The organism is Lysinibacillus sp. FSL P2-0066, from assembly GCF_037969495.1.
Classification (GTDB): Bacteria; Bacillota; Bacilli; order Bacillales_A; family Planococcaceae; genus Lysinibacillus; species Lysinibacillus boronitolerans.
The window spans coordinates 4,581,435-4,601,168 of the sequence record NZ_CP150202.1 but is presented as its reverse complement, the minus strand read 5'-3'; the positions used below and the strand labels follow the sequence as shown (position 1 = coordinate 4,601,168).

Here is a 19,734-nt window from a genome sequence, read left to right as displayed (position 1 = left end):
TTCACGCAAAAGACATCTATGAACTATATACATTTAAAGAAATATAATAAATAATAATAGAATGACACAGAGCAAGATAGTTACTTAAAGGTGGTGCCACTTGGATGAAAAGTCCTTTTTCACGTTTTTTTGGAGGCGGCAGTAAAACAGAGCCTATTGTGAAAAATGAAGTAGAACAAGCAGAGGCGGTTCATGCAGCGGAAGAAGTCATAAAGTTGCCTATTGATCAAATTGTACCTAACCGTTTTCAGCCACGTACTATTTTTGATGATGAAAAAATTGAAGAATTATCAAGAACCATTCATACACATGGTGTGATTCAGCCAATTGTTGTACGTAAAACATCAGAAAATCAATATGAAATCATCGCTGGTGAGCGTCGTTATCGAGCGATGAAAAAGCTACAATGGACAGAAGTCCCTGCTATTGTACGTAATTTAACAGATAAGGAAACAGCTTCTATTGCGTTAATAGAGAACTTGCAGCGTGAGGAGTTAACTGCAATTGAAGAAGCGGTAGCCTATCAAAAATTATTAGAGCTTCATGAGCTAACACAGGAAGCTCTTGCCCAAAGACTTGGAAAAGGACAATCCACTGTAGCCAACAAATTACGTTTATTAAGGCTGCCAGATGAAGTACAGCAAGCTATTTTGAAGCGACAAATATCTGAACGACATGCACGTGCATTAATTGCTATTAAAGATCAACCATTGCAATTAGAAATTTTACAGCTAGCAATTGATAATGATTGGAATGTGCGACAGCTAGAGGAGCACATTCAGGGTATATTACATCCTGTAGCTGACGAGCAGGAAGAAACAATCCCAAAAAAAGCGAAGCCAAAACGTAAGGCCATAAGTAAGGATGTGCGTATTGCTTTGAATACCATCAAACAGTCGTTAACGATGGTAACAAAAAGCGGGATTACGGTGAAAACTGAAGAAGAAGATACAGAAGAATACTATCAAATTACAGTGAAAATTCCTAAAAAGAAAAAAGTATAGTAAATTATTTTAGAAAAGTAATATATGGATCAAATTCATCACTGTACAGGGGAGATATCTCAGAAGGTTAATTGAGATGTCTCCTTTTTTGTATATATTCTTAATATTTTATACAACTCTCTTCATTTTTTTTGATAGAATGAAAGTTAGATAGCGGATTAAATAGTGATTTTACAAATGATTTGTCAAAGTAAACTTTGATAGATGAAAGCAGGTGCTTTTAAATGGGTAGAATTATAGCAATCGCCAATCAAAAGGGTGGCGTAGGTAAAACAACAACTTCGGTCAATTTGAGCGCTTGCCTAGCATACTTAGGTAAGAAGGTGCTTTTAATTGATACTGATCCGCAGGGGAATACAACAAGTGGACTTGGTATTAATAAAGGAGAGATACAGGGTTGCATTTATGATGTGCTCATTGATGATGAAGATGTTCAAAATGTCATTCAAAAAACAAAGGTAGAAAATTTATCTATCGTGCCGGCAACAATCTCGCTTGCAGGCGCAGAAATTGAATTGGTTTCCACTATTTCAAGAGAAGTACGTTTAAAACATGCTCTACAAAATGTGAAAGAAGATTTCGATTATATAATTATTGACTGTCCACCATCTTTAGGGCTTTTAACAATCAACGCGTTAACAGCTTCAGATGCGCTCATTATCCCTGTACAATGTGAATATTATGCATTGGAAGGGTTAAGTCAATTATTATCAACAGTTCGCCTCGTTCAAAAGCATTTGAATCAACAGCTTTACATCGATGGCGTTTTATTAACAATGCTAGATGCACGCACAAACTTAGGCTTGCAAGTTATTGATGAAGTGAAAAAATATTTCCAAGATAAAGTATATAAAACAATAATTCCTCGTAATGTGCGATTAAGTGAGGCACCAAGTCATGGTCAACCAATTATCACTTATGACGCAAAATCTAGAGGTGCAGAAGTTTATTTAGAGATGGCGAGGGAAGTGATTAAAAATGGCTAAAGGTCTAGGGAAGGGTATTGGTGCATTATTTCCAGGAGAGTCTTTAGAACACAGTGGGCAAGTGGAAGAAATCCAATTAGATTTAATTGTTGCGAACCCATTTCAGCCTCGTAAAATTTTCGATGAAGAAAGTTTACAAGAATTAGCTGATTCTATTAAAGAACATGGGATTTTGCAGCCAATTGCCGTGCGTAAAAAAGCACGCAAGTTTGAAATTGTTGCGGGAGAGCGTCGTTACAGAGCTTGCCTATTAGCTGGCCTCGAGGTTATTCCTGTCATTATAAAAGAGCTATCAGATGCACAAATGATGGAGCTCGCTATTTTAGAAAACCTCCAACGTGAGGATTTAACTGTAATTGAAGAAGCTGAAGCCTATCAGAGTTTAATGGAAAACTTACATTTAACACAGGAAGAGTTATCGAAGCGATTAGGGAAAAGTAGACCACATATTGCCAATCATGTTCGGCTACTAGCCTTACCAGAAGATGTACGTAAATTGATGAATGATGGAACATTATCGATGGGGCAGGGACGAGCATTACTCGGCTTAAAAAATAAAAGAAGAATATCAGAAGTGGCCAATAAGGTAATAAATCTAGGATTGAATGTACGTCAAGTTGAATTATTAGTGCAAAACTTAAATGAAGAAGTTTCACGTGAAACAATCCCACCTAAGAAAAAAGATATTTTTGTAACTGCAAAGGAGTCACAATTACGAGATTACTTTGGAACAAATGTTCAAATTAAAAAAACAAATAATAAAGGGAAAATTGAAATTGAATTTTATTCTGAAGATGATTTAGAACGTATATTGGAAATATTAAACATACAGGAAGAATAAAATAATATTCCTATAACTTAATCAGAGCGCCAAGCAAACAGGCGCTCTCTATTTTTTAGAGAGAAAGAAGGCTTAAGTGTGGTATTACTAGGAGCATTGATAAATGCTTTGTTAATTATAGCAGGAGCATTAGTAGGGCGGATTTTTAAAAATATCCCTGAATCTATGAAATCTACGGTCCTATCTATTATTGGTTTAGCCGTCACATTATTAGGGATAAAAATGGGCTTTGAAAGTGATAATTTTATTATCTTGGTAGTAAGTTTAGTGGTAGGTACAGTAATAGGTGAGTGGTTAGATTTAGATAAACAAATGAATCGTCTTGGTAAATGGGTAGAGAGTTTATTTCATACGAAACGGGATGACCAAAATCAAATTAGCATAGCAGAGGGCTTTGTCACTGCCTCACTAATTTTTGTTGTAGGATCAATGGCTGTTATTGGGGCACTCGATAGTGGTCTTCGTAATGACCATAATGTCCTCATTACAAAAGGATTAATAGATGGATTTACATCCATTATTTTAGCATCCACATTAGGTATAGGTGTACTGCTATCCGCTGTACCTGTCTTTGTTTATCAAGGATTAATAGCTCTTTTTGCAGGTGTTATAAGTTCCTTTATCCCTGATGCCGCATTACAAATGTTCATTACAGAAATGACGGCAGTTGGCGGGGTTATGATTATGGCAATAGGGTTAAATATTGCGGGCTTAGCTAAGATCAAAGCTGCTAACCTGCTGCCAGGTATCGTCATTGTTGGTATTATGGTGGCTATCTTCTACATTTTTTAGTGAATAACGATGAGCAGCCAGTAATAATGCTCTTGAAAGCTTTTCAGCCATTGCATAAGAAATATGAAGTCTTGTATTTTGTAAAACAAGCATCTCCATAAATCCTCCAATATTGACGATTCCTTTCACGGAAATGTCTCCAATTGGGGGTAATTCTTTTTTTACAGCTTTTCCAGGGAAGATAGGGCCACTTTGAACTGAAATATGACCAACATTTTGCTCACTGCCAAGACAGGCATCAATCGCAATAATGAATGGTTTTGTAGTATGATTGTGTAGCTGTTGCATTGTAGAATCTAAGTTTAGAGCATGTAAAGGGTCTTCTAAGGAACCTACAATTTCATAAGGAAAACTAACAGATTTTTTTAAAAAGCTACCAGTTAATGGCCCAAGTGTATCACCCGTACAACGATCACTGCCAATACAACAAAAAATTAGTCTTTCATGATGAAACGGTATATGTTCTAAAAATAATGTACTTAATTGCCAAACAGCATTTTTACTTTCGTGATGAAGGGAATAAGGTAGTAACAAATTTGGTATAGTATTCATAAAAAAACTCACTTTCTTTTTATTTTTAGAAGTGCTCAATTTTTATGCAGTATACGCAAATTTTTAGCAAGTTATTCAAGAGGTGGTAATGATGGAAAAGAATAAAAAGTTAATGGAGAAATACTGGGACAAGCTCACATCTGAGGAACTTTGGGAGCAAGTGATTGATGCATCTATAGAAATTTTGCTTATTCTATTAGTATCGTGGATAGCTGTAAGATTAGGTAAAAAATTTATTAAAAAAGTGTTTTTAATCCGAATGCGTTCACCATTAAGCCACTCAGAGCGACGTCAACGAACAATTTCAAGATTATTACAAAGCGTGATTTCCTATGTCGTTTATTTCTCTGCAATTATTGGTATTCTTTCTTCCTTAAATATAAAGGTAGCAGGTTTATTAGCGGGTGCAGGAATCGTTGGTTTAGCAATAGGCTTTGGTGCTCAAAGCTTAGTAAAGGATGTTATTACGGGATTCTTTATTATTTTTGAAGACCAGTTTGGTGTAGGAGATTATATAAAAATAAATGCTGCAGAAGGTACGGTTGTAGAAATTGGCTTACGTACAACAAAAATTAATGGTGGTACAGGTGAACAGTTCATTATTCCCAATGGAGCTATAGGCGAGGTCGTCAATTATTCTGTTAACAACTCCAAAATTTTTATAGATTTACAAATGTCCACAGATGCTGATTTTGAAAAAGCAGAAGGGGTTATTAATAAATATTTAGAGACATTACCTAAAATGCATAAAGAATTAATTGCAGCTCCAGTATTTTTAGGTGTACAAAATGTTAAGGGGACAGAAGTAACCATTCGTATAGCCGCTGAAACATTACCGCAGCAACAATATGGAGTAGCACGTACCATACGTCGTGATATTACGAAACTCTTTGAAGAAAATAATATACCAATGGTCTATCCAAAAATGATGTTCTATGGCAAAGATGAGGGGAGAAGTGAGTAAGATGGAAGCAAAAAAATTTGGTTTAAATGATATTGTTGAAATGAAAAAACAACATCCATGCGGTACCAATAAGTGGAAAATTATTCGTATGGGGGCGGATGTACGTATCAAATGCGAAGGATGTCAGCATAGTGTCATGATTCCACGTCGTGAATTTGAGAAAAAAATGAAAAAGGTTTTATTCTCTGCCGATGAGTCGTAAACCAGGCATATTAGACTTTTTCTGAGTGAATCAATATAATAGATAAGGTTATAGAAGAGAAAATTTGAACTGAGTATAGAAAGGTTGTGTCCATTCATGGCATTAACAGCTGGAATCGTTGGTTTACCTAACGTTGGAAAATCAACATTATTTAACGCAATAACAAAAGCGGGTGCATTGGCTGCAAACTATCCATTCGCAACGATCGATCCAAACGTTGGTATAGTTGAAGTACCGGATGCACGTTTAGATAAATTAACAGAATTAGTGGTACCGAAAAAAACTGTGCCAACTGCATTTGAATTTACAGATATCGCTGGAATTGTTAAAGGTGCTTCTAAGGGTGAAGGATTAGGAAATAAGTTCCTAGCTCATATTCGTGAAGTAGATGCAATTTGTCAGGTAGTACGTTGTTTTGTAGACGAAAACATTACTCACGTTTCCGGAGCAGTAGATCCAATTGATGATATTGAAGTGATTAATCTAGAGCTTGCATTAGCTGACTTAGAATCTGTGGATAAACGTCTACAACGCGTTAGCAAAATGGCGAAACAAAAAGATAAAGAGGCTATGATAGAAGAGCCAGTACTTCTAAAAATTAAAGAGCAACTAGAAAACGGTAAACCAGCTCGTGCGGCTGAGCTATCAGATGATGAATTGAAGGTAATTAAAGGTCTTCATTTGCTAACAATTAAACCAATGCTTTATGTAGCAAATGTTTCAGAAGATGAAGTAGCAGATGCTGATAACAACGAATATGTGAAAAAAGTACGTGAGTATGCTTCAGCTGAAGGTGCTCAAGTTATTACTATTTGTGCAAAGATTGAAGAAGAAATTTCTGAGCTTGATGATGAAGAAAAAGCTATGTTCTTAGAAGAATTAGGAATAAAAGAATCTGGTTTAGATCAACTAATTCGTACTTCTTATGATTTATTAGGACTAGCTACTTACTTCACTGCAGGTGTACAAGAGGTACGTGCATGGACGTTCCGTAAAGGAATGAAGGCACCACAATGTGCAGGTATTATTCATACTGACTTCGAGCGCGGCTTTATTCGTGCAGAAACAGTGGCATATGATGATCTTCTAGAGGCAGGTTCTCAAGCAGCAGCTAAGGAAGCTGGTAAAGTACGTCTTGAAGGTAAAGAATATGAAGTACAAGATGGCGATATTATGTTATTCCGCTTTAATGTATAAAAACTAACAAGGGCAATCTAAAATGGTTGCCCTTTTTCGATTGTGTAGTTATCAGAATTTTTAGTGTATGGAGGCGACTTATGAATGAATGCTATGCACATTAAGGAACGTGGTTTAGAGTTTGAACAGCTGGGAATGCTACCACAAGATGTTTTAGATTATATTTATGAACAGCAATTATTCAAATTGTTCACTTCAAGAGATTTAGGTGGTAAGGATTTAGATTTTGTAGAAGGTGTAAAGGTATTCCAGCAGATGTCTGCGCTTGATGGCAATTTCGGATGGCTCATTACTATTGGTACAGGTGGAAACGCATTTATTCCAACATTCAGTAAGAAAGTTTGTGAAAAAATCTACTCTCCTAAAGAAGCGGTTATAGCAGGTAGTGGATATCCAACGGGGATAGCTGTAAAAACAAATGGCGGCTATTATGTAACAGGGCAATGGAAGTATTGTAGTGGCTCTAATTATGCTTCAACATTTACGATGAATTGCTTTATTGAAGAGGATGGTATCAAAACAGATAAAATTATTAGCTGCTCAGTAAATCCACATGATGTTGAGATTTTGAACGATTGGTCTGCAATGGGCTTGAAGGCAACAGCTAGTCATACAATTCGTGTAAACAACGTTTGGGTGCCACAGGAAGCTACTTTTCAATTAGGGATCATTAGAAATGATTATAGTAATTCAGTACATAGCTTTCCATTCACCACCTTTGCGGAGGCTTCCTTTTTAGGGGTTTGTCTTGGGCTTACAGAAAATTTTTTAGAAGAAGCTTTTGCTTTAATGAAGCAACGAAATCATGATGGAAGCAGAACTGAACGAATTGGAGCCTTTCAATTTTTATGGATGCAGCAGCACAAACGTTTCAAGCAATGCGAGGAACAGTTTTATGCAACATTATCTGTCTATTGGCAACAGCATCAAAAGGGTGAACAATTAACAGAAGTGGAATTATCACAATTTACACAAATGGCTAAGGATATAGCAGCTGCTTGCTTAGAAATAGCGAATAATTTAATACGCAATCTCGGTATGGATGCTATTACAGAAACATCAACGATTAATCGTATTTGGAGAAATTTATATACAGCAGCTCAGCATGGATTTTTAACTCCTTAAAATATAAATAGAATCTGTAGTTCATTTTTAATCTACAGATTCTATTTAATTATGTAGTCTTAGTTTATTGATCATCCTTTTCCTGCGATAGATAAACATACAGTTTTGGTAATTTAGGGTCATCCTGAACGATAGCATGACGAGGATATTTCCGTAGCTCTTTATACATAGCAAAATCGCCTACAGCTCCAGCTATTAATACCGCTCCAATCAAGATTAAAACGGTACTGTTAAGATAAAACCCAACGATGGTTGGGAGTACACCAGTCGTCCAGAAGGGCAGTAATAGAGCTTTTTTCATAGCATGGTTGGGAAGAGGACGCTCAGTAGTTGCATAGGCAACACCCTGCTCTAAATTTACACCATATTTCAAAGCTTTAAAGGGGACTCTGCCAAAAATCATAAAACCAATTAAATGAAAAGCCTCGTGTAGGATAATAAAAAATATATACAGTACCACAAATAGTGCTGTGCCACCAATCATGTTCCAAAAAGAAAAATGGAAATCTTTAAAGCAAATATATTGGATGGCAACAAATAATATGACAAGACCACTTGTAATCACAAAATTGTCGATCATTAACTTTTTTAAATCTAATTCGATAACGATTGGCTCCTGATCGTTGGATAACATGAAGGCACTCCTTTCATAGAGAATGAAATATACTGTCATTATATAACGAATTATTAGTTTGTGACTTGAAAGACAAGTACCTATATGTTACAATTCATTGATGTGAGTAATAATTAATTACTTGCTCCTTGCTCCCTTAATTAGGAGAGCCTAAGTCCATAAGGAGGTGTAAACAGATGAGAAAATACGAATTAATGTACATCGTACGTCCGAACATTGAAGACGAAGCGAAGAAAGCTTTAGTTGAACGTTTCAACGAAATGTTAACTTCTAACGGTGCAGAAGTCATCGAATCAAAAGAGTGGGGCAAACGCCGCTTAGCTTATGAAATTCAAGACTTCCGCGAAGGTTACTACCAAATCGTAAAAGTAAACGCTACTTCAGATGCAATCAACGAGTATACACGTCTTGCTAACATCAGCGAAGACATCATTCGCCACATTGCAGTTCGCGAAGAAGCTTAATTATTAATTTTTTACAAAACGCTGAAAAGGAGGTTGTATTCTGATGATAAACCGTGTCGTATTAGTTGGAAGACTAACAAAAGATCCTGAGCTACGTTATACACCGAATGGAGTTGCGTCTACAAGATTTACAGTAGCTGTAAATCGTGCATTCTCAAATCAACAAGGTGAACGCGAAGCTGATTTCATTAGCTGTGTTGCTTGGCGAAAACAGGCTGAAAACCTAGCGAACTTCATGCGAAAAGGAAGTTTAATTGGGGTAGAAGGTCGTATCCAGACAGGCAGTTATGAAGGACAAGACGGTAAGCGAGTAGTGCGCCCATCAGGTGCAATGAATAAAATGCTTGTAGCGTAAGCATACAGGAAATTCACAATGTACGAAAGTACGCCTGTTCGTCAACAACCTTATCCGAGACGGAAACCAAACGGGGAGTGTAGCATGGTTGTAAAGTGATAAGTTGGAAAGTCATCATTCCAAAACTGAATCGCAAGACGAAAGAAGTAGTGTGAACGAGGTTGAAGGCTATACTGCTTGAACACTAATCTGAAGCGGAACAATGCCACCCATGACAAAAGATGGCTGAACATGTCATGTGACGTTCAGTAATACAAATTAGACTCGGTTGTATTACGCTGTGAAGGAACGTCAGCTATATATCATAGATATAAAAGGATGAAAGGTGCAACCGACATCATACGAATCGCTGTATTCATTGTATTTAATGGGGATTACCTAAGTTGGAATGCTCAAAAAAGGGCTATGACAATCTGTGTCTGAATATCCAATACGGTAACGGAGTTCTCGTAGTAGTCCGAGATAGGGAAAGCCTATTACATGGCGAAGGGGAACAGCTTATAAGTTCAATAATAAGAATATGGAAGGGTGCGTGAGGCACTATGAGAAATCCACTTTCGGTATTGGACAGTCTAAACGATAAGGATGAAAAATACGTCTACCATAGATTGTATCGTAACCTATTCAATAGGGAATTTTTCTTAATGGCATATAACAATATATATGCTAAAGAAGGAAACATGACCAAGGGGAGCGATGAAAACACAATAGATGGAATGAGTATGGCAAGAATTGACAAAATCATAGACACTCTAAAAGATGAATCTTACCAACCACAACCAGCAAAAAGAGTCTATATTCCCAAGAAAAATGGGAAGAAAAGACCTTTAGGCATTCCGTCAATTGACGACAAGTTAGTTCAAGAAGTGGTAAGACTAATTTTAGAAAGTATTTATGATAATAAATTCTCTGATAGGTCACATGGTTTCAGACCAAACAGAAGTTGTCACACAGCCCTAAAACAATTCAAAAGCCTTGGAACTGGTGCTAAGTGGTGGATAGAAGGCGATATAGAAGGTTTCTTCGACAATATTGACCATCACACTCTCATAAACATCCTTAGAGAAAAAATCAAGGATGAAAAATTCATCAGACTAATTTATAAATTCTTAAGAGCAGGATACCTTGAAGAATGGAAATATCACAAAACAATTAGTGGAACTCCTCAAGGTGGAATAATCAGTCCTATTCTCGCAAATATCTACTTGGATAAACTCGACAGATACATTGAGGAATACAAACTCAAATTCGACAGAGGAAAACAACGTAGAAAGAACAAAGAATATAAATTAGCAGACCAAAGAGTTTACAGAGCCAGAAAGAAATACGAGGAATTAAAGGACACTCTATCACAAGAGGAAAAGGAACAATGCATCAAAAGGATAAAGGAATTGCGTGCTGAACAATACAGAGTGCCAAATACTGACCCATTTGATGAAAGCTTTAAGAGAATACAATATGTAAGGTACGCAGATGATTTCCTTATAGGGGTAATCGGAAGTAAGCAAGACGCTGAAAATATCAAGCAAGACCTTACAAATTTCTTAAGGGAAAAATTGAACCTAAATCTCTCAGCAGAGAAAACTTTAATTACTCACGCAAGTAATTTTGCTAAATTCCTTGGATATGAAATACGAATAGGAAAAAACGACAACAGAAGTAAGGACGCCAACGGCGTATCAAAGAGAAGATACAATAATGCAGTCAATCTCACAATGCCAAAAGAAGCATGGATAGGAAAATTGTTTGAATTAAAAGCGATTGTCTACACAAAAGACAACACGCAATTCAGAGCAATGCATAGAGCTTCATTACTCAACAATGACGACCTTGAAATTTTACTAACATATAATGCGGAAATCAGAGGTCTGTATAACTACTACAAGTTAGCCAGTGATGTTCATATGTTGAATGATTTTAGATATTGGATGAAATGGAGTATGTTAAAAACATATGCCAATAAATATAAAACCAATGCTAAAGACATTGCAAAAAAATTCAACAAAAACGGAAGATTTGGAATAAGTTATACAAACAAAAAAGGAATAGAAAGAACCATTTATTTCTATGATGACCCATTAGTAAAATCATCCGAAATTGAAAGTTACAAAGTAGATGAAATCCCTAATACTATAAAGTATAAAGGCAGAACAAACCTTATAGATAGGTTAGAAGCAAACAAATGTGAATGGTGTAAAACAAAAGGCGTACCCCTGGAAATACACCACATCAGAAAGCTAAAAGACCTAAAAGGAAAGACAAAATGGGAAAGATTTATGATTGAAAGAAATCGTAAAACAATAGCCCTATGTCATGACTGCCATAATGATTTACACAACGGGAAATTAGACTAAAATGCGTAACTAATAAAGTTTAGAATGGTATAAGTGGAAAGCCGTATACATCGAGAGATGTACGTACGGTTTGGGGGAGAGTTCTTGAAAACCTACTAAAAGACATTAAGACAGTAATTTCAGTTCGTAGAGAGCAATTGACTGTATGAACGGAAAAATAATGGAATTTTAGAAAGGCGTCGGGTTCTTATCCCACTACACAACAGATGTCGTGGCGGATAGCGTACAGTTTTTAGAACCCCGTAATGGTAGCGGTGCTCCTGCTCCTCAATATGGTGGTGGACAAACTTACGGTAATAACCAACCGTCATATGGCGGTGGTCAACCACAACAACAGTTTGGTGGCGCTATGCCAGGGCAGGGTTCCTATGGCGGCGATTCTTATCAGCAAAATCAACCACCTATGAATCAGCCAAATTATACACGTGTAGATGAGGATCCATTTGCTAATAGCAAAGGGCCAATAGAAGTATCTGAGGATGATCTTCCATTTTGAAAACCTTGAAATAAACCAAAGTGTGTAATGTGTAAAAACATTGATATACCAAAGTTTATTTACATTTTCAGTGTGTAATTACTGTCTACTCAACAAACATATAAAAGAAGATTATGCACATCGTTTAATTGATGTGTGTAATCCTTTTTAAAACCTTTATATAGCAATGTTCGGATAATATACCTTAGTGTGTAATCCGGTTGCTGTGTATAGGGGGAATATTAAGAGTTTGATGAGGTAATTCAGATACGTTCTAATACTCGACATCCGATTAAAAAATAGTTAAAGGAGGAAAACGATAATGGCACCACGTCGCGGAGGCCGCAAACGCCGTAAAGTTTGCTACTTCACTTCAAACAACATTACGCACATCGATTACAAAGATGTAGATCTTTTAAAGAAATTCATCTCTGAACGCGGTAAAATCTTACCACGTCGCGTAACAGGTACTTCTGCTAAATACCAACGTAAACTTACTTCTGCAATCAAAGTTTCACGTATTATGGCATTATTACCATTCGTTGCTGAAGATAAATAATATTTATTTATTAATAAAAGCACAACAAGGTTTTCATAACTTTGTTGTGTTTTTTTATGGCTGTTTTCGTATAAATTGTTGCTTTAGGTAAAGAATGTTATTCCACAAAACCAGCTAATAGTTGTCAAGATTTTTCAATAAAAATATTAAAAACTACATGCTATACTAAAAAAGGGTACACCAAATAAGCCTTCCTCTTTAGAATTGGAAGGTTTTGTTTAATGTGTTTAGATATACTTTTTAATCCCCATTTTGGAAGGCTACTTTCCTTTTTAGTAGAGCATAAATCCAATGTAAAAGCTTATTAGCACAAGCAATTATTGCTACTCTAAAAGGTTTTCCTTCTTCGCGTTTTTTATCGTAGAACTCTCTTAATTTCTTATTTCTAGGGAGTATTTCATCACTTGTTTTTTGCTTACGTGCATCTCTTATACCGCATTGTACAGCCATAAACAATGCTTGCCTTAACCTGCTAGAACCTCTTTTGGTTATGCGATTTATGGAAGCAGTAAACCTACCAGAAGAGTAAACGCTAGGATCTATCCCGGCGAATGCCACTAGCTTTTTAGGATGGTTAAACCGCTCTATCTCTCCAATTTCAGAGATGATTGTTGCTGCAATCTTCTCTCCAATACCAGGGATAGACTGGATAATATCATATTCTTCAATTTCTTTAGCGAGGGCATCTATTTCTGCCGCTAACTTTGATAGATGCTCTTGATATTGAAGTACAATATTGATAAACATTTTTAGGTTAAAGATATGGCTCTGGTACAAGTTGTTTTGAAACGGATTACGTAATGCAGCTTCTCTCAATTTCTGAGCTTTTTCTTTTGCCCATTTTTCTGAACGAGTTGTACATAATTCTGCGATTTTATCAGTAAGATCACATTTACTGACATTTAGAACCTCTTCTGAAGTTGGAAAGAGTGATAGAATCTGTAACGAGATTTTTGAATAGAGATTCCCAAAGACACCTCTATATTCAGGAAATACCTGATCTAAAATCGATTGTAGCTGTAATTTCGTTTGTGCAGCTGTGCTTGATATCGTTTCTTGTTGTCTCGTGAGATTACGAAGATTTAAGAGTTGAATTCCTCTTTTTTTGTATGGTTCTAATTCTTCCTTATAATACAACTCACATAGATGATAGGCATCGATGGCATCTGTCTTTACCTTTCGTAAATTTGTACTTCTAGCTCGATGAGAGACAAGTGGGTTAACAATAATATAGACATACTGTTGTTCCTCCAAAAATTGAATGACAGGGATATGATACTGGCCTGTAGATTCTAAAATAACCGAAGGTTGCTTTCCATCAGCCAGTCTCTCAACCTCTTTTAGAAATTCTAATAAACCTCCTAAACCATCTAGAGTATGTTTAACACTAAAGCTCTTACGGTAGGGCTGACTTTTATCCAAAAAAGCTTGAACCTGACTTTCTCCTTTAGAAACATCCAGACCAACGACTGGATTCATATCGAAATCTCCTCCTCTAAGAAAATACTAAATTAGTCGGTAACCCCTAAAGCTGCTTGTAATATCATAGGTTCGCTTGTTAAACGGGATCCTTGTCCCAACCAGCTCGAAACATGTTTATACAAGTAGGGGGTGAACAGTTTTGCGGACGGGATCAAGTCCCACGGGCCAGACGTTCTACCCCGACTACCGTAATAATAAGACCTATAAGAAAATGGTCAACCAGAAAAATCTGGCTAACCTTATATTACGATCGGGCCATATTGTAGAATAAAATTTTTTATGAAATGTTATAAAACGTAGCTTAGGGATCTTTTGATGGTAGTATTTTAATAAAAGATGAGGAGACTTTGTTAAGTTCAAAGACAGCATAGTTAAAGAAGAATTGCAATAAACATAAAAAATCTAATGGGATATATGATTTGTGTAGTGGTGTTATTTACAGCTAAATCTGCTACATGTGTTACAAGTAAACAAAATTCCCTAGAATCCAACGATTCTAGGGCATTTTGTTTACTTTATAAGTTGTCCAATAGGAAAAATTAAAGGTTTTGCCTTTATGAATTTGCATCCGTCAAAGGATCAATATTAATATTGTATTTTATTTTAATATCCATCTTCTCAAACATTTCAATCCATTTTTTTTCTTCCATTGGTTTTGAGAATGGTCTTTTAGTTTGTATGCCTAGCTGTAATGGATCCACTTTCAATTCTTGCATCTTTTTAAACAGTTCATGTGTTTGTTTTTTAAGATGAGATTCGATATCTTTTTTCATATTTTCTAATTCCTTTGGGTCAAATAATTGTTTCTCTCCCCGGTATTCCTCAATCCTAGTGTCCATATTCACGGTATAGGTCATTGTAGAATAGCTGCTATCGATGTCTACTATTATTTTAGATCTAACATGACCCAGTACAACTTCAAATTTTGGAATTGGTAGAACGTCTAGGTAGTGATCGTTGTTTATCAGCTGGAAGATACGATCATCTAAAGATGAAATAGTTTCAACTAGCTTGTCATCTTGAAACAGGGCTGTACCTTCATAGTTGACCCCATCCTCTTCTAATTTGAATACAGGCAAGAAAGGATCTGAATAAGGAGTATAGAGCAAATTTTTAAATTCATGAAGATTAACGACGGTTAATTCTCCTTGGTTTTTTTCCTCATAATGCTTCAGCATCCGGTAAAACGAGTAATCAAAGTTTTCATCTTTGTCCAATTGACTTTCCAAGTATTCATCAAAATTGCCTTTTACGATAACTAAATAGATTCTCGGAGAAATATCCGGATCAGTCAATAATACATTTATAATGGACATAATCCCGTCTCTTCCAAGTTCTTCACTAATTACTAGCATCCGCATTTGTCCGGATTTAATTTCCTGGTAGAAGTTTAAATCGTACTTCTGTACTCCCTCCTTTAATAAGCTGACTTCTTGCGACATAACATTCTTATTTTCTTTACTTAGAGGAGGCAAAATTGTACTGACTTTTAATTTCCCTTTATCCCCCTTACTAATTGCCAAAAAGGTAATGGGAGAAATTTCTTCAATAAGGTTATTTTCGGTAAAAGGGGCACAGCCAGATAAACAAATAGTCATAAAAAGAAGTATTAATCTATTACATATCTTTTTATGTAGACGCATTTTTTTTAATCCCCCTTTTTTTCATTACTAAAACAATAACAAGTGGAACAAGAAAATAGCTTATGCTTCCAGCTATAATTTGAAGATTAAGTAAAAAGTTCTGCTTCTCCTCAGACTTCCAAAATAATTCATTCATAAGAACCATTCCGATAAAGATAAGGGAAACATTGGATAATAAACCTTTTCCACTGGTTGGCTTGCTCATTTTACCAAATGCTATTTTAGATGCTCCATAAAACAATAGTAGAAATAGAGAAACTGCAAAAACTAGGTTAAATAATTCAAAGGAAAGCATGATCATGTCAATTCGTTCAAACACTGGGTTTTGAAAATAACGGGCCATATTAATAATTGGATATTGACTTTTACTTAAATAATTGGAACCGAAATAAAGTAGGGATGCTATAAATAGGAATACATACTCTGCAACGGTGATAGCGTTGCCGTAAGACAAATAGCGAAAGGTTTTATTATTTGTTTTAAGCCATGGCCCCAAAAATACTAGAAATTCTGGACCAGAATAGGAAGACAAAATTAAAAAAAAAGCTTTCCAATTTTCTACTTTCCACTCCATTGGAATAAGTGGATACAAATCACTGAGTTGAGCTATTGGGGGAAAGAAGAAACAAAAGAAAAATGTGATCATCCAAAATGTACAGAAAAAAGAAATCAACACAAAACGAACGGTATGCTCAACGCCCTTACCTGCGACATAAAAACAGAACAACAAAATAAAAAAGACAAGAAAATTTGTATCTGTTGATGGAAGCATAAATGTTTGAACAATTTCGCTGAACCCTAAGGTTATGACGGAAAGTTTAAGTAGAATAAAGAACAACCCGATGAAAGAGAGAAATCGTACCAATTTTTTTCCAAACAATTGGACAAATCCATTATATCCATTGCTAGATAAACGGGTTAAAAGCCACTTCGATAAAAGAAGAAGGTTTAGTTGGGATAATATCCCGATAGCTATAAGCACCCAAATCATATATGGATGGATCAAGATATTTGGCATTATCAGAAAAAAGTAAAGCATTTGGAGGCGATTTACCAACAACATGGCATAGAGCCCATTATAGGTTTCATTCTTTTTAAATAATTGGTAAGTTCCCATCAAGTCATCTCCTAGTTTTATATCTCTTCAGTTTTAGAGGTTTAAGATGCTCTGGACGCTCCAACATCTTGGCTAATGGCCCTCGAATGAATAAGTCTATCCAATCCTTTCTAAAGAAAGGGGAAACTGGTGAAAAATAGGGTTGCTTGATTGAAGACAAGCTATTAAGATGAGCTAAAATAGCAATGATTCCTAGTGCAATCCCAATTATTCCAAGTAAAGAAGAAAAAACAAGAAGCATCAATTGCATTAATGAATTTGCTTTTGTCATAAGGTAGTTGGGGATAAGAAAGGAAGCTATCGTCGAGATCCCAACCATGACAATTAATACGTTGCTAGCGAATCCAGCCTCAACAGCCGCTTGGCCAATCACAATACCACCAATAACCCCAAGTGTTTGACCTGTTTTTGTAGGCATCCTTAAACTTGCTTCTCTTATGATATCAATAAAAATTAACATGATAAACGCTTCCCAAAAAGGAGTGAAAGGAAGCTTGCTCCTTGAGTCGACCAAGACCAGAAGGGTTTGTATAGGAATCATTTGATAGTGATGAGTTGTCAATGCCACATAGAAAGGAATCAATGTGATTGACAGAACAAAACTGGCATATCGGATGATGCGCAAAAAACTGGCAACTACCCATCGATTAATATAGTCCTCGGGTGATTGGAATAAATGGAAAAAAGTAATGGGTGCAACAAGAGCAAATGGTGTATTGTCTACCAGAAGGGTGATCTTTCCTAATCCCAGAGAATAAGCAACTACATCAGGCCGGTCAGTTTGCTGAAACTGAGGAAAAATACTGTTTTGATGTTCCTCCATGAATGCCGCAATCTGAGAGGATTCAAAGAAGAGATCAAAATTAATTTCAGAAATCTTCTCTTTGACTGTTGAAACAAATTCTGGATTAGTCAGCCCCTCTATGTACATTAAAACAACACTTGTCTCACTCATAGAACCGACAGTAAACTTCTCTGCTTTCAGTTCATGTATGGGGAGTCGTCTTCGAATAAGCGTAATATTTTGTTCTACTTGTTCACTAAAGCTGTCCTTTGCTCCGAACAGGATGGTTTCTGTTTCGGAAGTTTCAATGGCACGTCCAATAGGATTTTTTAATGGCACAGCTAACCAAAGGTTTTGCGAAGAATCAAATAACAAAATGGAACCTGAAAACAACTGTTTTTTTGCCTCTATAAAATTAGGAATGTGAATAATTGAGGAATTCGTAATACAATCTTGAATAGACGGTTTGGAACATTTAGTTAAAGGTTTTATAATGCTTTCATTTAATTTTTCTTGATCAATGAGAGTTCGTATGTAAACAAGATGAATTTTTCGAATATCGGAAATGTCAATTTCCACAAATTCTGCATCATCCATTTGAACGAGGATTTTTTTCAGAGCTTCTATCGATAATTCTGATTCAGCTATTGATTCAGTAACAAGCTTACTTTCAATTTGTTTTTTTTTCCAAAACATGTACATCCCATCCCTCTTATTGAGAAAACATCGTACTTAAATACTTTATTCATACACATTATTTGCAATTTAATATTAAAATATACATTAAACGTAGAGGAGCATAACAGGACAAAAAAGTGCATCCAAAGATACAGTTAGCTTTTGACACTTTATAAAAACCTTTAAGGTGAAGAAGGCCTTATCTATTATGGATTGCCGTTTTTCCTCTAGTTGGTACTCAACAATCGGGCGCGATTGTTGAATAAGGACACTTTTCTTTTTTATTAGCAACAATCTTTGAGAAAAGAGCTTTTTTTATGTATGCACATCGATTAATTGATGTGTGTAATCCTTTTTCAAACTTTATATGGTAATGTTCTAGATGGTATAATTTAGTGTGTAATCAGAATGTTGTGTATAGGGGGGATGCTTTTTGAGAATTGAAAGAACTTTAACCTCGTATGTATTAGTTGATTCTAATATGAGGATACTTCCAGAGGTTTTAGATTTTACGAATACATTAGAGAAAAAAGGCTCATCTCCAAATACAATTAAAAGCTATTTGGATGATTTAAAGCTTTATTATATCTGGTTAGAAAAAGAAGGATTAAAATTCTATAATGTTCAGCCATCAGAATTACTTGGTTTTGTGGAGTTTCTAGATGCTAGGAAAGATAAGAAAATATCTCCTGCTAGTTGGAACCGTTATTTAGCAACACTTGGTTCTTTTTATAGACACTTAGAAGTTATTGGTGGATATATTGAAGAGTCTCCTGTTGTAAAGGTAGATAGTAACAACAATAGAAGATATGGATTCTTAAAGCATATAGCTCCTAAATGGGGTAATTTCCAAAATTATTATAAGAGGAAAAACCCTAAAAAAACCAACAAGAAAAGACTATACGACGATAGTGCTTCTAGGTACTACGAGGCGATTAGCTCTTTATATGGTGGTAATGAAGATTTATTAATTAGAAATAAATTAATCTTTAAACTCTTATACGAAACAGGTTTTAGAACATCTGAACTGTTGCATTTAAGAATGGATGACTTTGACTATCCAGATCCGGATAAAAAGGTCGGAAACTTATATCTGATAGAACGGGATAATGAACTAGAAGATAGGCAATTGAAAACAGGAGAACGTACAGTGCCTGTATCTAATGAATTGTTACAAGAGATTGATGATTACATTCTATATCACAGACCTAACAAAACGGGTGTTGAATATATCTTTGTTTCGCATTCAATAAACTACTTAGGGAAACCTATTACGAGACAAACTATAATTAATTTCTTTAGTGAATTAGATGCTGCTGTAGGTATCAAAGGCGTAAAGTTAACAGCACATTCACTGCGACATACTCACGCATCTGAACTACAGGATATGGGCGTCAATATTAACGTTATCAAAGAAAGATTGGGCCACGGCAGCATTGAAACATCAGCTAAATATGCTAAACCATCTGTAAAAACCCTCTCGCTATCCTATGAAAGATTTTTAGCGCAAAGGGGGCAAGAGTAAG

General features: G+C 35.7%; 18 protein-coding genes and 2 pseudogenes. 14 read left to right on the top strand and 6 right to left on the bottom strand.

Annotated features, from left to right (window positions below):
* Positions 1 to 104 precede the first annotated feature (104 nt).
* The 4 genes from noc to MKZ14_RS22900 all read left to right on the top strand — a co-directional run bounded on the left by noc (position 105) and on the right by MKZ14_RS22900 (position 3,623).
* Positions 105 to 1,004 carry a nucleoid occlusion protein gene (gene noc, locus MKZ14_RS22915; RefSeq protein WP_016994929.1) on the top strand — a complete coding sequence of 300 codons (900 nt, stop codon included), beginning with the start codon at positions 105 to 107 and terminating at the stop codon, positions 1,002 to 1,004.
* A 224-nt stretch (positions 1,005 to 1,228) separates the two neighbouring features.
* A complete protein-coding gene (locus MKZ14_RS22910) occupies positions 1,229 to 1,990 on the top strand; it encodes an AAA family ATPase (protein ID WP_016994928.1) in 762 nt (253 codons plus the stop codon).
* Entirely contained in the window at positions 1,983 to 2,831 is an 849-nt protein-coding gene (locus MKZ14_RS22905; RefSeq protein ID WP_036077940.1) for a ParB/RepB/Spo0J family partition protein, read from the top strand. The genes MKZ14_RS22910 and MKZ14_RS22905 overlap by 8 nt, the downstream gene beginning before the upstream one ends.
* 78 nt (positions 2,832 to 2,909) lie before the next feature.
* Positions 2,910 to 3,623 (top strand): DUF554 domain-containing protein, encoded by a 714-nt coding sequence (locus tag MKZ14_RS22900; protein WP_036077938.1) that lies wholly within the window; start codon positions 2,910 to 2,912, stop codon positions 3,621 to 3,623.
* On the opposite strand, the gene yyaC is transcribed toward MKZ14_RS22900, so the two are convergent.
* Positions 3,543 to 4,175, bottom strand: coding sequence for a spore protease YyaC (gene yyaC / locus MKZ14_RS22895; RefSeq protein ID WP_016994926.1), 633 nt, complete (start codon positions 4,173 to 4,175; stop codon positions 3,543 to 3,545). The genes MKZ14_RS22900 and yyaC overlap by 81 nt on opposite strands.
* A gap of 91 nt (positions 4,176 to 4,266) precedes the next feature.
* Between yyaC and MKZ14_RS22890 the strand changes: the two genes are divergently transcribed.
* The 4 genes from MKZ14_RS22890 (at position 4,267) to MKZ14_RS22875 (ending at position 7,663) form a co-directional block, all read left to right on the top strand.
* Positions 4,267 to 5,139 (top strand): mechanosensitive ion channel family protein, encoded by an 873-nt coding sequence (locus tag MKZ14_RS22890; protein ID WP_016994925.1) that lies wholly within the window; start codon positions 4,267 to 4,269, stop codon positions 5,137 to 5,139.
* A gap of 1 nt (position 5,140) precedes the next feature.
* The gene (locus MKZ14_RS22885) at positions 5,141 to 5,341 is read left to right on the top strand and encodes a DUF951 domain-containing protein (RefSeq protein ID WP_004233342.1); all 201 of its coding nucleotides are present in this window, start codon (positions 5,141 to 5,143) and stop codon (positions 5,339 to 5,341) included.
* Positions 5,342 to 5,437: 96 nt separating this feature from the next.
* Positions 5,438 to 6,538: a redox-regulated ATPase YchF gene (gene ychF, locus MKZ14_RS22880; protein WP_016994923.1), complete on the top strand. Its 1,101-nt coding sequence runs from the start codon at positions 5,438 to 5,440 to the stop codon at positions 6,536 to 6,538.
* A gap of 84 nt (positions 6,539 to 6,622) precedes the next feature.
* Positions 6,623 to 7,663 carry an acyl-CoA dehydrogenase gene (locus tag MKZ14_RS22875; protein ID WP_333005367.1) on the top strand — a complete coding sequence of 347 codons (1,041 nt, stop codon included), beginning with the start codon at positions 6,623 to 6,625 and terminating at the stop codon, positions 7,661 to 7,663.
* A 64-nt stretch (positions 7,664 to 7,727) separates the two neighbouring features.
* Here MKZ14_RS22875 and MKZ14_RS22870 read toward each other — a convergent pair whose 3' ends face one another.
* The gene (locus MKZ14_RS22870) at positions 7,728 to 8,297 is read right to left on the bottom strand and encodes a DUF3267 domain-containing protein (protein ID WP_333005366.1); all 570 of its coding nucleotides are present in this window, start codon (positions 8,295 to 8,297) and stop codon (positions 7,728 to 7,730) included.
* 176 nt (positions 8,298 to 8,473) lie between these two features.
* Between MKZ14_RS22870 and rpsF the strand changes: the two genes are divergently transcribed.
* The 5 genes and pseudogenes from rpsF to rpsR all read left to right on the top strand — a co-directional run bounded on the left by rpsF (position 8,474) and on the right by rpsR (position 12,504).
* Positions 8,474 to 8,761: a 30S ribosomal protein S6 gene (rpsF, locus tag MKZ14_RS22865; RefSeq protein ID WP_016992320.1), complete on the top strand. Its 288-nt coding sequence runs from the start codon at positions 8,474 to 8,476 to the stop codon at positions 8,759 to 8,761.
* Positions 8,762 to 8,804: 43 nt separating this feature from the next.
* Positions 8,805 to 9,074 (top strand): annotated as a pseudogene (gene ssb / locus MKZ14_RS22860) (single-stranded DNA-binding protein); the annotation flags it as partial.
* A 584-nt stretch (positions 9,075 to 9,658) separates the two neighbouring features.
* Entirely contained in the window at positions 9,659 to 11,470 is a 1,812-nt protein-coding gene (locus MKZ14_RS22855; protein WP_258860847.1) for a reverse transcriptase domain-containing protein, read from the top strand.
* A 196-nt stretch (positions 11,471 to 11,666) separates the two neighbouring features.
* Positions 11,667 to 11,966 (top strand): annotated as a pseudogene (locus MKZ14_RS22850) (single-stranded DNA-binding protein); the annotation flags it as partial.
* A 298-nt stretch (positions 11,967 to 12,264) separates the two neighbouring features.
* Entirely contained in the window at positions 12,265 to 12,504 is a 240-nt protein-coding gene (gene rpsR, locus MKZ14_RS22845; RefSeq protein ID WP_188227411.1) for a 30S ribosomal protein S18, read from the top strand.
* A 240-nt stretch (positions 12,505 to 12,744) separates the two neighbouring features.
* On the opposite strand, the gene MKZ14_RS22840 is transcribed toward rpsR, so the two are convergent.
* The 4 genes from MKZ14_RS22840 to MKZ14_RS22825 all read right to left on the bottom strand — a co-directional run bounded on the left by MKZ14_RS22840 (position 12,745) and on the right by MKZ14_RS22825 (position 18,226).
* On the bottom strand, positions 12,745 to 13,983 hold the full coding sequence (locus tag MKZ14_RS22840; protein ID WP_333005365.1) for an IS110 family transposase: 1,239 nt from the start codon (positions 13,981 to 13,983) through the stop codon (positions 12,745 to 12,747).
* Positions 13,984 to 14,540: 557 nt separating this feature from the next.
* Positions 14,541 to 15,629 (bottom strand): Ger(x)C family spore germination protein, encoded by a 1,089-nt coding sequence (locus MKZ14_RS22835; RefSeq protein WP_333005364.1) that lies wholly within the window; start codon positions 15,627 to 15,629, stop codon positions 14,541 to 14,543.
* A complete protein-coding gene (locus MKZ14_RS22830) occupies positions 15,616 to 16,746 on the bottom strand; it encodes a GerAB/ArcD/ProY family transporter (protein ID WP_333005363.1) in 1,131 nt (376 codons plus the stop codon). The genes MKZ14_RS22835 and MKZ14_RS22830 overlap by 14 nt, the downstream gene beginning before the upstream one ends.
* 4 nt (positions 16,747 to 16,750) lie before the next feature.
* Complete coding sequence (locus MKZ14_RS22825; RefSeq protein ID WP_333005362.1) at positions 16,751 to 18,226, bottom strand: spore germination protein; 1,476 nt, start codon at positions 18,224 to 18,226, stop codon at positions 16,751 to 16,753.
* A gap of 415 nt (positions 18,227 to 18,641) precedes the next feature.
* Between MKZ14_RS22825 and MKZ14_RS22820 the strand changes: the two genes are divergently transcribed.
* Entirely contained in the window at positions 18,642 to 19,733 is a 1,092-nt protein-coding gene (locus MKZ14_RS22820; protein ID WP_333005361.1) for a tyrosine-type recombinase/integrase, read from the top strand.
* Position 19,734 lies beyond the last annotated feature (1 nt).